This window comes from Streptomyces sp. LZ34, from assembly GCF_053890475.1.
This window is the reverse complement of sequence record NZ_CM132680.1, coordinates 802,859-820,375: the sequence shown is the minus strand read 5'-3', so window position 1 is coordinate 820,375 and position 17,517 is coordinate 802,859. Positions and strand designations below refer to the sequence as shown.

Below are 17,517 nucleotides of genomic sequence, written 5' to 3'. Positions count from 1 at the left end.
TGGAGATGCCGATGGCCGCTGGCCACGACAAGGTGATCCAGGCGCTCCGGGCGTCCCTCAAGACCAACGAGCGGCTGAGGGAACAGATCCACCGGCTCACCACGGCGGCGCGGGAACCCATCGCCATCATCGGCATGGCCTGCCGCTATCCGGGCGGGGTGGGATCGGCGGAGGACCTGTGGGAGCTGGTGGCAGCCGGCCGGGACGCCATCGGCACCTTCCCCGACGACCGGGGCTGGGACTCGGAGCGGCTCTACGACCCCGACCCGGAACGGGCCGGCACCTCCTACACCCGGCACGGCGGTTTCCTGTACCACGCGGGGGAGTTCGACCCCCGCTTCTTCGGGATCAGCCCGCGCGAGGCGCTGGCGATGGACCCCCAGCAGCGGCTGCTGCTGGAAATCTCCTGGGAGGCGTTCGAGCGGGCCGGGATCGACCCGGCCTCGGTGCACGGCAGCCGGACCGGGGTCTTCGCCGGCGTGATGTACCACGACTACGGCTCCCGGCTGCACACCGTCCCCGAAGGCTTCGAGGGCTATGTCGGCAACGGCAGCGGTGGCGGCGTGGCGTCGGGCCGGGTCGCCTACACTCTCGGCCTCGAAGGCCCGGCCGTGACCGTGGACACCGCCTGCTCCTCCTCGCTGGTCGCCCTGCACCTGGCCTGCCAGGCGCTGCGGGCGGGCGAGTGCTCACTTGCCCTGGCGGGCGGGGTGACGGTGATGTCCACCCCCGGCCTGTTCATCGAGTACTCCCGCCAGCGCGCCCTGGCGGCGGACGGCCGGTGCAAGGCGTACGGGGCGGGGGCGGACGGCACCGGCTGGGCAGAAGGCGCCGGGATGCTGCTGGTGGAGCGGCTCGCGGACGCCCGGCGGCTCGGCCACCGGGTGCTGGCGGTGGTACGGGGCAGCGCGGTCAACCAGGACGGCGCGAGCAACGGCCTCACCGCCCCCAACGGCCCCGCGCAGCAGCGGGTCATCCGGCAGGCGCTGGCGAGCGCCGGGGTGTCGGCGTCCGAGGTCGACGCGGTGGAGGGACACGGCACGGGCACCAGGCTCGGCGATCCGATCGAGGCACAGGCCCTGCTGGCGACCTACGGCCAGGGGCGGCCCGGGGACCGGCCGCTGTGGCTCGGCTCGATGAAGTCCAACGTCGGCCATGCGCAGGCGGCTGCCGGCGTGGGCGGGGTCATCAAGATGGTGATGGCCATGCGGCGTGGGACGCTGCCGCGCACACTGCACGCGGACGAGGCCTCGCCGCACGTCGACTGGGACTCGGGCGCGGTACGGCTGCTGACGGAGCCGGTCGCCTGGCCGGAGTGCGGCCGGCCCCGCCGCGCCGCAGTGTCCTCCTTCGGGGTGAGCGGCACCAACGCCCATGTGATCCTCGAAGCGGCGCCGCACCCGGAAACCGACGAGACGGCCGCGCCGCCGCAGGACGCCCCCGGCCACGCCGTGGCGGGGCCGCTGCCCTGGCCCGTGTCGGGCGCGACGGCCGAAGCGCTGCGGGCCCAGGCCAGGGAGCTGCGCGCTTGCGTGGCGGCCGACGAGCGGCTGCGCCCCGCCGACGTCGGGCACACCCTGGTGCTCGGCCGGTCGGACCTCGCACACCGCGCCGTCGTCCTCGGCTCCGACCGGGAAACCCTCCTGCGCGGACTGGACGCCCTTGCCGGGGGCACGCCGGACGACGGCTCGGTCGTACGGGGCGTGGCGGCGGCCGGGACCGGTGCGGGCGTGGTGTTCGTCTTCCCCGGACAGGGCGGCCAGTGGGCCGGTATGGGGCTGCGGCTGCTGGAGACCTCGTCCGTCTTCGCCGAGCGGATGGCGGAGTGCGAGGCGGCGTTGGCGCCGTATGCCGACTGGTCGCTGCTCGACGTCCTGCGGCGGGGCCCCGGGGACCCGGTGTGGGAACGGGCCGACGTCGTCCAGCCGGTGCTGTTCTCGGTGATGGTGTCGCTGGCGCAGCTGTGGCGTTCGTACGGCATCGAACCGGACGCCGTACTCGGCCACTCCCAGGGCGAGATCGCCGCCGCCCACGTCTGCGGCGCGCTGACCCTGGACGACGCGGCAAAGGTTGTCGCCCTGCGCAGCCGGGCCCTGCAGACCCTGCGCGGCTCGGGCGGCATGGCCTCCGTACCCCTGCCGGCGGACGAGGTCGCCGGGCTGCTGCGGACCGCATGGCCGGACCGGCTGTGGGTGGCCGCCGTCAACGCTCCCACGGCCACGGTGATCTCCGGCGACGCGGAAGCTCTGGCCGAGGCGCTGGAACACTACCGGGACCAGAGTGTCGACGCGAAGCGGATCCCGGTCGACTACGCCTCCCACTGCCCGCACATCGAAGCCGTGGAGCAGGAGCTGCTGAGCCTGTTGCGGGGAATCACCACGCGGGCCGCCGACATCCCCTTCTACTCCACCGTGGACAACCAGTGGACCGACACCAGCGGCCTCGACGCCCGGTACTGGTACCGCAATCTGCGACAGCCCGTACGGTTCGCCGAAGCGGTCCGCGCCCTCGGCGCCGCCGAGTACCACACCTACATCGAGGCCGGCCCGCACCCCACCCTCACCCCCGCCATCCAGGGCACCGCCGAGGCCGACGGCGCCGCGGCCACCGTCGTCGGCTCCCTGCGCCGCGGCGAGGACGACGCCCACCGCATCCTGACCTCGCTGGCCCTCGCCCATACCCACGGCCTGCCGGTGGCCTGGGACCGCCACTACCGGGCGCCGGCCCTCGCGGCGAGCCAAGTCGACCTGCCCACCTACGCCTTCCAGCGTCGCCGCTACTGGCTGGACGCCCCGGCGACCGCCGGGGACGTGACGGCCGCGGGGCTGGCCCCGGTCGGACATCCACTGCTCGGCGCGGCGGTCGGGCTCGCCGAGGGCGACGGATATCTGCTCACCGGGCGGCTCGCCCCGCACACCCATCCCTGGCTCACCGACCACTCGGTCGCCGGCACCGTCCTGCTGCCGGGCACGGCACACGTGGAGCTGGCCGCGCACGTCGGCGAACACCTCGGCTGCCCCCGGCTGGAGGAACTCACCCTGCACACCCCGCTCGTCCTCCCCGACAGCGGCGGTGTGGCGCTTCAGGTGGCCGTCGGCGCGGCGGACGAGACCGGCCGCCGGGCACTGAGCGTCTACGCACAGCGCGACGACGACCCCGCGCGGGACACGGCGGCCCAGGGCGTGTGGACACGGCATGCGACCGGCACACTGGGGGCGGAAAGCGCGGCTGATGGCACCGACGGCGCCGGGCCCCTGGCAGCGGCGTGGCCTCCGCCGGGCGCGGAGCCCGTGGACATCAGCGGCCTCTACGACAGGCTGGCCGCTGCCGACTTCGGCTACGGCCCGGCCTTCCAGGGGCTGTGCGCCGTCTGGCGGCACGGCGAGGAGACCTACGCCGAGGTGCGGCTGCCCGACCAGGTGGCCGCCGACGCCCAACGCTTCTGCCTCCACCCCGCCCTGCTCGACGCCGCGCTGCACCCGCTGGCGCTCGGCAGCGGCCGACGGGAGGAGAACGCACCGGAACACGGTCGGCTGCCGTTCGCCTGGCGCGGTGTCCGCCTGCGCGCACCGGGTACGCCGACGCTGCGCGTACGGCTGCGGCCGCTGGGTCCGGACGCGGTCGCCGTCGACGTGGCCGACGAGACGGGCGCGCCGGTGGCCTCGGCCGAGTCGCTCACGCTGCGGCCGGTGGCCATGGAGGACCTGCGGGCCCTCGGCGGCCAGGCGTGCGACACCCTCTACGCCCTGGAGTGGGCCGCCGCGCCCGAGCCACCGACCACGGCCCTCGGGCGGTGCGCCGTGTTGGGCGACGCCACCCCCGGATGGGCGGTCGCGCTGGAGGCGGCGGCGGAGGGGCCCGTACGGCGGTACCCGGACCTCGCCAGGCTGACGGCGGCCCTGGACGCGGGTGACCCGCCTCCGGACCTGGTGTTCGCAGGCTGCTCTCCGGCTGCCGCCGGGCCCGATGACACGACGGTCGCCGACGTTCGCACCCGTACCCGACAAGCACTCGACCTGCTTCAGGGATGGCTCGGCGAAACGCGGCTGGCCGACGCGCGCCTGGCCATCGTCACCTGCGGCGCGGTGGCCACCGGGCCGGCTGAAGGAGTGACAGACCTGGCGGGCGCGGCGGTCTGCGGACTCGTGCGATCCGCCCAGGCCGAGGAACCCGACCGCATCCTCTTGGCGGACCTGGAACCGTCCCAGGAGTCGTGGGCGGCGCTGCCACGGGCGGTCGCGCTGGGCGAGCCGCAGGTGGCCATCAGGGTCGGCCACCCGCATGTTGCCCGGCTGGTTCGAGCCGACACCAGAGACGCCCTGCCCACCCCGCCACAGGGAAGCGGCGGCTGGCGGCTCGACTGCGTCGAAGCGGGCACGCTCCAGGGGCTGGCGCCAGTGGCGTCCTCGGCCGGCACCGCCCCACTGGGTCCGCGCCAGGTACGGATCGAGGTGCGCGCGGCCGGGGTGAACTTCCGCGATGTCCTGGTGGCCCTGGGCATGGTCCCCGGGCAACGGGGTCTGGGCAGCGAGGGGGCGGGGGTGGTACTCGAAGTCGGGCCGGAGGTGGCCGACCTGGCGCCCGGGGACCGGGTGACGGGCGTGTTCGCGGACGCGTTCGGCCCCTTCGCGGTCGCCGACCGAGCCACTGTGCTCCGCGTCCCCGACCACTGGTCCTTCGCCCAGGCCGCTGCCGTCCCCGTCGTGTTCGCCACCGCCTACTACGGGCTGGTGGACCTGGCGGGACTGCGCCCGGGCGAGTCGGTGCTGGTACACGCCGCCGCCGGCGGAGTGGGACTGGCCGCCGTCCAACTGGCCCGCCACCTGGGCGCCGAGATCTATGCCACGGCAAGCCCCGGCAAATGGGAGACCCTCCGAGCCCAGGGCATTCCCCGAGAGCGCATCGCCTCGTCCCGCACCCTCGACTTCGAGAGCCGGTTCGCCGGCCGAAGCATCGACGTCGTCCTCAACTCCCTGGCTCATGAGTACGTCGACGCCTCATTGAGCCTCGTGGCCGGCGACGGTGGCCGGTTCCTGGAGATGGGCAAGACCGACCTCCGTGACCCGGAGGAGGTGGCGCGGGCGTACCCCGGTGTCGCCTACCGGGCCTACGACCTGATGGAGGCCGGAGCCGAGCGCATCGGGGAGATCCTGCGCACCGTGCTGGGGCTGTTCGACGAGGGCGTGCTGACCCCGCTGCCACTCACCTGCTGGGACATCCGGCAGGCCCGAGACGGTCTCCGCCATCTCCAGCAGGGCCGCACCGTCGGGAAGAACGTGCTCACGCTGCCCCGCACCCCCGATCCCGACGGCACTGTCCTCATCACCGGAGGCACCGGCACCCTCGGCGCCGCGCTCGCCCGCCATCTCGCCGCGACCGGCCGAGCACGGCATCTGCTGCTGATCAGCCGCCGTGGCCTCGACGCGCCGGGTGCGCTCGAACTCCTCGCCGAGCTAGGAGAGTTGGGATCGAAGGCGACCGCCGCCGCCTGCGACGTCGCCGACCGTGCCGCGCTCGCCGAGGTGCTCGGGCGGATACCCGCCGAGCATCCGTTGACCGCTGTCGTCCATGCCGCGGGCACACTCGACGACGCCACGCTCGGCTCCCTCACCCCGCACCACCTCGACACCACCCTGTCCGCGAAAGCCGATGCCGCCTTGCATCTGCACGAGCTGACTTGTCGTGTGGATCTGGCCGCGTTCGTGCTGTTCTCGTCCGCCGCGGGCGTCCTGGGCTCGCCGGGGCAGGGCAACTACGCCGCCGCCAATGCCTTCCTCGACGCGCTCGCCTTTCAGCGGCGGGCGATGGGGCTCCCGGCCGTGTCCCTGGCATGGGGGCTGTGGGAAGAGGCCAGCGGAATGACCGGCCACCTTGACCGGGCCGACCGCACCCGCATGGCCCGCGTAGGCCTTCGGCCACTGGCCACGGACGAGGCCCTGGCGCTGTTCGACAACGCCCTCGTCGACGGCCCACCGCTGCTTCTCCCGGCCCGTATCGACACCAAGACGCTCCGCGGCGCCACCGTGCCGCCCCTGCTCCAGGGCCTGGTACGCCCCACCGGCCACCGGCCACGCCCCGCGACCCCCGACGGCCGCTCCTCCCTCCGAGCCCGGCTCGCCGGGCTCGACCCCGCCGGACAGAACGAGGTCCTGCTCACTCTCGTCCGCGGCCACGCCGCCACGGTCCTCGGCCACCCGAGCCCCGAGGCCATCGCTCCCGAGGCGACCTTCCGCGACCTGGGCTTCGATTCCCTCACCGCCGTGGAACTCCGCAACCGCCTCAAGGAGGCGACCGGCCTGCGGCTCCCCGCCACCCTCGTCTTCGACCACCCCACTCCTGCTGTTCTCGCCCAGCACTTGCGGGACGGGCTCCTCGGCGCCACCGATACGGCCACCCCCGCGGCCACCCCGGCCCTGGCTCTGGCCCCGGCCCCGGCTCCGGGTCAGACGGCGACGGGGGAGGATGAGGCCATCGCGATCGTCGGCATGGCCTGCCGCTATCCGGGCGGCGTACGCACCGCCGAGCAACTCTGGGACCTCGTCGCCTCCGGCACTGACGCCATGAGCGGATTCCCCACCGACCGCGGCTGGGACCTCGACCGCCTCTACGCCCCCTACGACCAGGACCGGCCGGGCACCACATACACCCGCCACGGGGGCTTCCTCCACGACGCGGGCAAGTTCGACGCGGGGTTCTTCGGCATCGGCCCGCGCGAGGCGCTGGCGATGGACCCGCAGCAGCGGCTGCTGCTGGAGACCTCCTGGGAGGCTTTCGAACACGCCGGCATCGACCCCACGTCGGTGCGGCGGAGCCGGACCGGGGTCTTCGCCGGTGTGATGCCGACGGACTACGGCCCCCGGCTGCATGACGCCGTGGCCGAGGTCGAGGGCTATGTCCTCACCGGAAACTCCGGAAGCGTCGCCTCGGGCCGTATCGCCTACACGCTGGGTTTGGAGGGTCCCGCGGTGTCGGTGGACACGGCGTGTTCGTCGTCTCTGGTCGCTCTGCATCTGGCCTGCCAGGCGCTGCGGGCCGGGGAATGCTCCATGGCGCTGGCCGGCGGCGTGACAGTGATGGCGACACCTGGTGCCTTCGTGGAGTTTGCGCGGCAGCGGGGGTTGTCGGTGGATGGGCGGTGCAGGGCGTTTGGGGCGGGGGCGGATGGTACGGGGTGGGCGGAGGGTGTGGGGATGTTGTTGGTGGAGCGGTTGTCGGATGCGCGGCGGTTGGGGCATCGGGTGTTGGCGGTGGTGCGGGGTAGTGCGGTGAATCAGGATGGGGCGAGTAATGGGTTGACGGCGCCGAGTGGTCCGGCGCAGCAGCGGGTGATCCGTCAGGCGTTGGCCAGTGCGCGGGTCGGTGGTGGGGATGTGGATGTGGTGGAGGGGCATGGGACGGGGACGAGGCTGGGTGATCCGATCGAGGCGCAGGCGTTGCTGGCGACGTATGGTCAGGAGCGGGTTGGGGTTGGGCCGTTGTGGCTGGGGTCGGTGAAGTCGAATATCGGGCATGCGCAGGCTGCGGCGGGTGTCGCGGGGGTCATCAAGATGGTGATGGCCATGCAACGTGGGGTGTTGCCGCGTACGTTGCATGCCGGGGAGCCGTCGCCGCATGTGGACTGGTCCTCGGGCGGGGTACGGCTGCTGTCCGAGGCCGTGTCGTGGCCGCAGACCGGTCGTGCGCGGCGTGCGGGAGTGTCGTCGTTCGGGGTCAGCGGCACCAACGCCCACATCATCCTCGAACAGGCACCACCGGAGGAGCATCACGAACCGGCGGACGCCTCTTCCGGGTCGTTTCCCTGGATGGTGTCGGCGAAGTCCGAACCGGCACTACGGGCGCAGGCAGCCCAGCTGGGCGCGTACCTGGCGGCTCATCCCCAGGCGGATCTGGCCGATATCGGGTATGCCCTGGCCACTGGCCGTGCGGCCTTTGAACACCGCGCCGTACTCCTGGGCCCGGACCGCGAAGACTTCCTCCACGGCCTGCAAGCCCTGGAAGCCGGCGAGGAACACGAGAAACTGGTCCGGGGCGTGGCAACCGGGGTGGGGAAGCTGGCGTTTGTCTGTTCGGGGCAGGGCACGCAACGCGCCCGCATGGGACACGAGCTCTACCACACCTTCCCCCTGTTCGCCGAAGCTCTCGACGAAGCCTGCACACACCTCGACCCCCACCTCGACCACCCCCTGCGGGACGTCATGTTCGCCGAGCCGGACACCGATACGGCGGAGCTGCTGCACCAGACGCGTTATGCCCAGCCCGCGCTGTTCGCCCTCCAGATCGCCCTGCACCGCCTGGTCACCCAACACTACGGACTCACCCCCCACTACTACGCAGGCCACTCCCTCGGCGAAATCACCGCAGCCCACCTCGCCGGCATCCTCACCCTCCCCCACGCAGCCCACCTGATCACCACCCGCGCCCGCCTCATGCACACCCTCCCCACCACCGGCACCATGACCACCCTCCAAGCCAACCCCCACGAACTCCACCAACACCTCACCGGCCATGAGACACAGGTATCCCTCGCGGCCGTCAACGCCCCAGGATCCGTCGTCATCAGTGGTGATCGCGACGCCGTGGACGCCATCGCCGAAAGCTTCCGCACCATGGGGCGCAAGGTCACCCCGCTCAAGGTCAGCGGCGCCTTCCACTCACCCCACATCGACCCGCTCCTCAACGAACTCCGCCACACCGCCGAAACCCTCACCTACCACCAACCCCACACCCCCCTGGTCACTACCAACCCCAACGACCAAGACCCCACCACCCCCCACTACTGGGTCCGACAAACCCGCGACACCGTCCACTACACCCACACCACCCACCAACTCCACACCCACGGCGTCACCACCTACCTCGAACTCGGCCCCGACACCACCCTCACCACCCTCACCCACCACAACCTCCCCCACCACACCCCCCAAGCCGTCTCCCTCCTCCACCCCCACCAACCCGAAACCCACACCACCCACACCACCCTCGCCCACCTCCACACCCACGGCCACCCCACCACCTGGCACCACCACCACACCCCCACCCACCACACCCCCAACCTCCCCACCTACCCCTTCCAACACCACCACTACTGGCTCAACACCACCACTACCGCCAGCGATATGTCGGCGGCAGGCCTGGAGCCGGCGCGGCATCCCCTGGTGGGTGCGGCGGTTGGGCTTGCCGACGGTGAGGGGCTGCTGCTCACCGGGCGGATTTCGCTCCGTACGCATCCTTGGCTGGCCGACCACGCCGTCGGCGGTGCTGTGCTGCTCCCCGGTACGGCCTTCCTCGAACTCGCCCTCCAGGCCGGCGCCCATGTCGACTGCTGTCGGATCGAGGAGCTCACGCTGCACACGCCGCTCGTCGTGCCGGAGAGCGCCGGCGTGGTGCTGCAGGTGACCGTGGCCGCACCGAACGAAGCCGGAAGCCGGGCAGTGGATATCTATTCGCGAATCGATGCGGGCGGGCTCACCGCCGATTCGGGGGGAGAGCCATGGACGCGCCATGCCGCCGGATACCTTGCCGACAAGCCTGACCCGGACTCCGGTGAGGCGGTGCATGGTGCCATGCTCGCGGGTGCATGGCCGCCGCCGGGCGCGGTCGCCGTGGATCTGGAGGGACTGTACGAGCAGCTGGCCGAGGGGGGATTCCACTACGGAGCGGCCTTCCGGTGCCTGGACGCCGCCTGGCAACGCGGCGAGGAGGTCTTCGCGACCGCACATATGCCAGAAGATGTGCTGGGCGGCGTGGCAGCGGTTCGGTTCGCGCTGCACCCCGCTCTGCTGGACTCCGTACTGCACACCATTCCTCTCTTGCCCTCGCTTCAGGGACAACAGGAGAGCGGGCTGCCGTTCACGTGGACTGGAGTCACTCTGCGCGCAACGGGGGCGACGGCCCTTCGCGTCCGGCTGAGGCCGGATGGCCACGGCCCGGGGGCGGTGTCGGTCGATGTGTCCGACGAGGCGGGTGAGCCAGTGGCATCGGTCCGGTCGCTTGCCCTGCGGCCGGTGTCCAGGGCCGAGCTTCGAACGGCCGCCCCGGTCGCCCACCACGGCTCGCTCTTCGAGGTGCGGTGGGAACCCGTCCCTCAGCCCGCGGTGGCCGAAGAGGCCGACCTCTGGGTGGTGATGAGGGCCAGGCCGACGCCGTGCCAGGCCGAGGACTTCTCCGCTCCGCCCGAGCGGACGTACGCCGATCTGGCCGCGCTGTGCGCGGCGATCGCCGACGACGCGCCCGTTCCCCGGACGGTCGTGGCCTGGTCCCCAGCGGGGAGCGAAGAGGAGCCGAGTGAGGCGGTGCGCCATGCCACGCAGCACATGCTGGGACTCCTGCAGCAGTGGTTGGGTGACAGCCGGTTCGCCGACAGTCGCCTGGTGGTCCTCACCCGAGCCGCGGTGGCCACGGCGCCGGACGCGGAGGTGAAAGACCTGGCGGGAGCGGCGGTGCGGGGTCTGATCCGCTCCGCCCAGTCGGAGCACCCCGACCGTTTCATCCTTCTCGACCTGGATGACCGCGCTACCGACCCGGAAGACCACCGTCGGACGCTGTCGATGGCCGTGGCCTCCGGGGAACCGGAGGTGGCCGTACGCGATGGAGTCCTGCGCGCGCCCCGGCTGAGCCCGATGGCCGAATTCGTCCCACCGGTGGTTGCCGACACCCCCACGAAGGCCACGGATGGGCCTCCTTGGGCTCCCGACGGCACCGTACTCATCACCGGCGGTACAGGCAGCCTCGGTGCGTTGCTCGCCCGCCACCTGGTGGTCACCCATGGCGTACGGCATCTGCTGCTCCTCAGCCGACGTGGCCTGGATGCCCCGGGGGCCAGGCGGCTGGAGGCCGAACTCGTGGCGCTCGGGGCGCGGGTGACCATCGCCGCGTGCGATGCCGCCGACCGGAAGCAACTCGCGAGCGCATTGGCAGAGATCTCCGTCGACCATCCGCTGACCGCGGTGGTGCACGCGGCAGGTGTACTGGACGACGGGGTGATCACATCCCTCACACCGGATGGCATGACCCGGGTGCTGCGGGCCAAGGTCGATTCCGCGCTCAATCTCCACCAACTCACACGCGGTTTGCCGCTGTCCGCGTTCGTGCTCTTCTCCTCACTGGCCGGAGTGATGGGTTCGGCAGGGCAGGCCAATTACGTTGCCGCCAACGCCACCCTGGACGCGCTGGCGTGTCACAGGCGGGCCGCTGGGCTGTCGGCGGTGTCCCTGGCCTGGGGAGTGTGGGAGCAGACCGGGGGCATGACCGGGCAGCTCGATGTCACGGACCACGCACGGCTCCACCGCTCGGGCCTGCGACCGCTGGCCACCAGCGAGGGCCTGGCCCTCTTCGACCAGGCCCTGAGCTGCGGACACCCTCTGGTGGTGCCCGCCGCACTCAGCATGACGGAGCTTCGGACATCCGAGTCCGTCCCACCGTTCCTGCGAAACGTGACGGGCGCTCCGGCCCGGCCGTCCGGGACCCGCAACGCCTCGGCCGACGGGCCGACGTCCCTGCGGCGGCGGTTGACCGGCCTCGGAACGGAAGAACGGCTGCGGGAGGTGCTGCGCCTGGTGCGCTCGCGGGCGGCCGCGGTGCTGGGGCACGGCACGGCCGACGCTGTCCCCGTGGACTCGGCGTTCCGTGACCTGGGGTTCGACTCCCTCGCCGCGGTGGACCTGCGGAACCGGTTGCAGCAGGCCACCGGGCTGCGCCTGCCGGCCGGCTTGATCTTCGACCGGCCGCGCCCCGACGTGCTCGCCCGCTTCCTGTGTGACGAGTTGGCCGGCGGTATGTCGGCGGCCCCGGCCGCCCCGCCCGCCTCGGCCGTCGGCGGGGCAGGGGGCGAGCCGGTGGCTATCGTCGGCATGGCGTGTCGGTTTCCGGGAGGTGTGCGGTCGGCTGAGGGCCTGTGGGATCTGGTCGCCTCCGGCGTGGACGCGGTGGGTGACTTCCCCGCGGACCGGGGCTGGGAGGTGGAGCGGCTCTACGACCCGGACCCGGACCGAACCGGCACTTCCTACACCCGGCAGGGTGGGTTCCTCTACGACGCCGGTGAGTTCGACGCGGCGTTCTTCGGGATCGGCCCGCGCGAGGCGGTGGCGATGGATCCGCAGCAGCGGCTGCTGCTGGAGATCTCCTGGGAGGCGATGGAGCGGGCGGGGATCGATCCGGCATCGCTGCGGGGGAGTGCGACCGGCGTGTTCGCGGGGGTGATGTACCACGACTACGGCACCCGCCTGCGCGATATCCCAGAGGGCTACGAGGGCTACATCGGCAATGGAAACGCGGGCAGCGTCGCCTCGGGTCGTGTCGCCTACACCTTCGGTCTGGAAGGGCCGGCGGTCACCGTGGACACGGCGTGTTCCTCGTCTCTGGTCGCTCTGCATCTGGCTTGCCAGGCGCTGCGGTCCGGCGAGTGCTCCATGGCGCTGGCCGGCGGGGTCACCGTCATGTCCACCCCCACCACTTTCGTCGAGTTCTCGCGCCAGCGTGGGCTGGCCCCGGACGGGCGGTGCAAGTCCTTCGGGGCCGGCGCGGACGGTACGGGCTGGGCGGAGGGTGCGGGGATGCTCCTGGTGGAGCGGCTCTCGGACGCCCGGCGCAATGGCCATCGGGTCCTGGCGGTGGTACGGGGGAGTGCGGTCAACCAGGACGGGGCGAGCAATGGGCTGACGGCGCCGAACGGCCCCTCGCAAGAGCGGGTGATCCGCCAGGCCTGGGCCAACGCGGGGGTGGCCGCGGCGGACGTCGACGTGGTGGAGGGACACGGCACGGGGACGACGTTGGGTGACCCCATCGAGGCCCAGGCGTTGCTCGCTACGTACGGGCAGGGGCGGTCGGCCGACCGGCCGTTGTGGTTGGGATCGGTCAAGTCCAACGTCGGACACACCCAGGCCGCCGCGGGGGTGGGAGGCGTCATCAAGATGGTGATGGCCATGCGGCGCGGGCTGCTCCCGCAGACCCTGCACGCCGAGGAGCCCTCACCGCATGTGGACTGGTCCGGCGGGGCGGTGCGGTTGCTGACGGAGCCGGTGTCCTGGCCGGAGCAGGGTCGGATGCGCCGCGCGGGCGTCTCTTCTTTCGGCGTCAGCGGCACCAACGCCCACGTCATCCTGGAACAAGCACCGCCCGCCGGGGAGACCCACGAATCGGCAGTGCCCCGCACCACCCCAGGCCCACTGCCCTGGACCATCTCCGCTAAGAGCCCGCAAGCGCTACGCGCCCAGGCCCGGCAATTGCACACGTTCCTGACCAACACCCCGGAGGCGGACTCGGCCGATGTCGGCCACACCCTCGCGGTAGGCCGTGCCTCCTTCGAGCACCGCGCGGTCGTGCTGGGCCAGGACCGTTCCGACTTCCTGCACGGCCTCGACGCCCTGGCGACCGACCAAGCCCACACCGCCGTCATCACCGGCACCGCCAAGAAGGCCGGCGACCAGGCCAGAGTGGTGTTTGTGTTTCCGGGTCAGGGTGGTCAGTGGGCCGGGATGGGACTGCGGCTGCTGGAAACCTCACCCGTCTTCGCCCAGTCGATCAACGCCTGCGAACAAGCCCTGACCCCCCACACCGACTGGACCCTCACCGACATCCTCCACCGACCCGACACCGACCCCCTCTGGCAACGCGCCGACATCATCCAACCCGTCCTCTTCGCCACCATGATCTCCCTCGCCGCCCTCTGGCGCTCCCACGGCCTCCACCCCGACGCCGTCATCGGCCACTCCCAAGGCGAAATCGCCGCCGCCCACATCAGCGGCGCCCTCACCCTCCCCGACGCCGCCAAAATCATCGCCCTGCGCAGCAAGGCCCTACACACCCTCCACGGCTCCGGCGGCATGGCCTCCGTACCACTACCCGCCGACCAGGTCACCACCCTGCTCCAGACCACATGGCCCGACCAACTATGGGTGGCCGCCCACAACGCCCCCACCGCCACCGTCATCTCCGGCGACACCGAAAAACTGACAGAAGCACTGGGACACCTCCAAAACCAAGGCATCGACGCAAAACGAATCCCAGTCGACTACGCCTCCCACTGCCCCCACACCGAAACCATCGAAAACCAACTCCTCCAACTCCTCCACGACATCACCCCCCAACCCGCCACCATCCCCTTCTACTCCACCACCGACAACCAATGGACAGACACCACCACCCTCAACGCCCACTACTGGTACCGCAACCTCCGCCAACCCGTCCACTTCACCCAAGCCATCCACACCCTCACCCAACAACAACACCACACCTACATCGAAATCAGCCCCCACCCCACCCTCACCACCGCCATCCAAGAAACCACCAACACCACCCACACCACCCACACCACCACCATCAACACCCTCCGCCGCAACAAAAACGACACCCACCAATTCCTCCACTCCCTCGCCCACGCCCACACCACCGGCCACCCCATCAGCTGGAACACCACCCACCAACACCACACCCACATCGACCTCCCCACTTACCCGTTCCAATACCGGCGCTACTGGCTCGACGCCCCCGCCCAGACAGGGGATGTGGCGGCCGTCGGCCTGGACCCGGCGCATCACCCGTTGCTGGGCGCGGCGGTCACCGTGGCAGAGGGGGAGGGCTATCTGCTCACCGGTCGGCTCGCCCTGTCCACCCACCCCTGGCTCGCCGATCACGCCATCGCCGGCGCCGTCGTCCTCCCCGGGACTGTCTTTCTCGAGATCGCCCTTCAGGCGGGCCAACGTGTGGACTGCCACCGCATCGAGGAACTCACCCTCCACTCACCGCTGTTCATCCCGGAGGAGGGAGCGGTGCAGCTGCAGGCGTGGGTGGCGGCGCCGGACGAGAACGGGTGCCGAAGCCTGACGGTGTCCTCCCGACGCGAGGGTAGGTATGAGGATGCCGTGTGGGTGCGCCATGCCACTGGCCTGGTCGGCCACGAACCGGCCGACCAGGATGACGCCATCGCACGGCCCATCGATCCGCGAGGTGACGACGCGGCGACTGCCTGGCCACCGCCGGGTGCCGTCGCACTCACGGCAGAGGGCCTGGAGGGCCTGTACGACGGGTACGCGGCGCGGGGATTCGGGTACGGCCCGGTGTTCCGGGGGCTGAGGGCGGCCTGGCGACGTGGCGAGGACATCTTCGCCGAGGTGCGCCTTCCGGACACGGCGGACGCCGACGCCTCCCGGTTCGCTGTCCACCCCGCCCTGCTGGACGCCGCCCTCCACGCCGCCGCACTCCGCCCGGCCGACGAACTTCCGCACGACGCCCTGCCCTTCTCCTTCAGCGGGGTGAGTCTGCACGGGCCCGGAGCGTCGACCCTCCGGGTGCGCCTCACCCCGGACGCCGAGGCGCGGGACAGGCACTCATTGTCGGTCGCTGTGGTCGACGGTGAGGGACGGCCGGTGGCCTCGATCGCATCGCTCTCGGTACGCCCGGTGTCGACACAGGAACTGCTGGCGGCCTCCGGCGCGGCGCGGCGCGACTCGCTCTTCGCGGTCGAGTGGGTGACCGCTCCGGCGCCGACATCGTCCTCTGCTCGGCAACCCCTGGTCACGGTGGGGCCCTGCGACCTCCTGCGGATGGGGGCCGAGGCGCCCGATGTGGTCGTGGTCGACTGCGGCCGCCGCGACGCGCGCGCCACCGCCCTGCCGGAGGACGTACGGACCCTCACCCAGCGCATCCTGGGCCTGCTGCAGGAGTGGCTGGCGGCCGAGAGGCCGGCCTCGAGCCGGTTGGTCGTGCTGACCCGTGGTGCGGTGGCCACCACGCCAGGGGAGGATGTGGCGGACCTGGCGGGCGCGGCGGTGTGCGGCATGGTGCGCTCCGCGCAGTCGGAGCATCCCGGCCGATTCGTTCTGCTCGACCTCGACCTCGACCTCGACCTCGACCTCGAACCCGCCCCCGACCTCGACGGCGGGAAAGTGCCAGAGACCGTTGTTTCGGCAGCGCTTGCCTGTGGCGAGCCGCAGATCGCCGTGCGCGCGAACCGGCTCCTCGTGCCCCGCCTGACCCGCGTTCCTGCTCCCGTTCCCGCCATCGAGGCAGCCGGCCAGGACCCCGCGCCCACGACGTTCGACCCCGACGGCACCGTACTGATCACCGGCGGCACCGGCACCCTCGGCGCGATGCTCGCCCGCCACCTGGTCGCCCGTCACGGCGTACGACGCCTCCTGTTGGTCTCCCGACGCGGGCCCGACGCGCCCGGCGCCACCGAGCTGCGAGCGGAACTGGCCGACCTCGGCGCCGAGGTGACGCTGCGCGCCTGTGACACCAGCGACCGCGGCGCGCTGGCCGATCTCATCGCGGGGATCCCCACCCGGCACCCGTTGACCGGTGTCGTCCACGCCGCGGGTGTTCTGGACGACGCCATCATCTCCTCCCTGACCCCCCGACACCTGGACACCGCGCTGGCACCCAAGGCCGATGCCGCCCTCCATCTGCACGAGCTCACCCGACATGCCCAGCCGCGCGCCTTCGTCCTGTTCTCCTCGGCCGCCGGCGTCCTCGGCGCACCTGGGCAGGGCAATTACGCTGCCGCCAACGCCTTTCTCGATGCCCTCGCCGAACACCGCAGGGCGCAGGGTCTGCCGGCCCTGTCGCTCGCGTGGGGCCTGTGGGAGCAGGGCAGCGGCATGACCGGGCATCTCGACGGCACCGACCGGGCCCGCATCACCCGCTCCGGGCTCGCCCCCCTCGCCACCGAGGACGCCCTCGCGCTCTTCGACGCCGCCCTCGCCGGCGATCGGCCGTCTGTGGTGCCCGCCCGCCTTGACCTGCGAGGTTCAAGCGCCGTCGAGACCTCCGCGCCCCTGTTCTCGAAGATCGCCCCGGCCCGTTCGGCCCCTCGCCGTATCCCGGGGGCCGAGGGCGCCGCTGACCTTCTTCGTACCCGCCTCGCGGCCCAGGACGCCGCCGAACAGCGGGATACGCTTCTTACGATCGTCCGCACCCACACCGCCGCCGTGCTGGGGCATGACACGGCTGCCGCCGTCCGGCCGGACTCTGCCTTCCGCGAGCTGGGTTTCGACTCCCTCGCCGCCGTGGAACTCCGCAACCGCCTTCAAACGACCGCCGCCCTTTCCCTGCCCGCGACCGCCGTCTTCGATCACCCTACTCCCGCCGCCCTCGCCGACCATCTGCGTACTCGGCTCTGCCAGGACGCGCCGTCCTCGGCGGCGGCCACGGCGATGGCGGCGCTGGCGGAGCTGGCCAGGCTGGAGTCCGCCGTCTCCGACTCGGCGCTCGACGACGACACGCGCAGCGGCCTCGCGGAGCGCCTGCGGTCCCTCGCCCGCAAAATCAGCGGCGGCCGTGTCGCAGACCACGACGGGGTCGCCGCGGGCCCGGACCTCCAGTCGGCCACGGACGATGAGATGTTCGAGCTGATCGACAAGGAGGTCAGCCGAGACTGAGCCAATGCGGCGGCGCCATCGGGGCGTCGCAACGGATGACGGCGCCCGACGATGACCGGGCGCCGTCACTCGTGTCGCCGCTCAGGGCGCGGCGTGGTTCATGAGGCATGGTTTATGCGGCACGGTGAATGCCGCGCGGTTCGTT

1 protein-coding gene is annotated in these 17,517 nt (G+C 71.9%); it reads left to right on the top strand.

Annotation, left to right across the window (positions count from 1 at the left end; all coding sequences use genetic code 11):
* Positions 1-11: 11 nt before the first annotated feature.
* The gene (locus tag ACWY4P_RS02545) at positions 12-17,372 is read left to right on the top strand and encodes an SDR family NAD(P)-dependent oxidoreductase (protein WP_456208440.1); all 17,361 of its coding nucleotides are present in this window, start codon (positions 12-14) and stop codon (positions 17,370-17,372) included.
* The last annotated feature ends 145 nt before the right edge of the window (positions 17,373-17,517 follow it).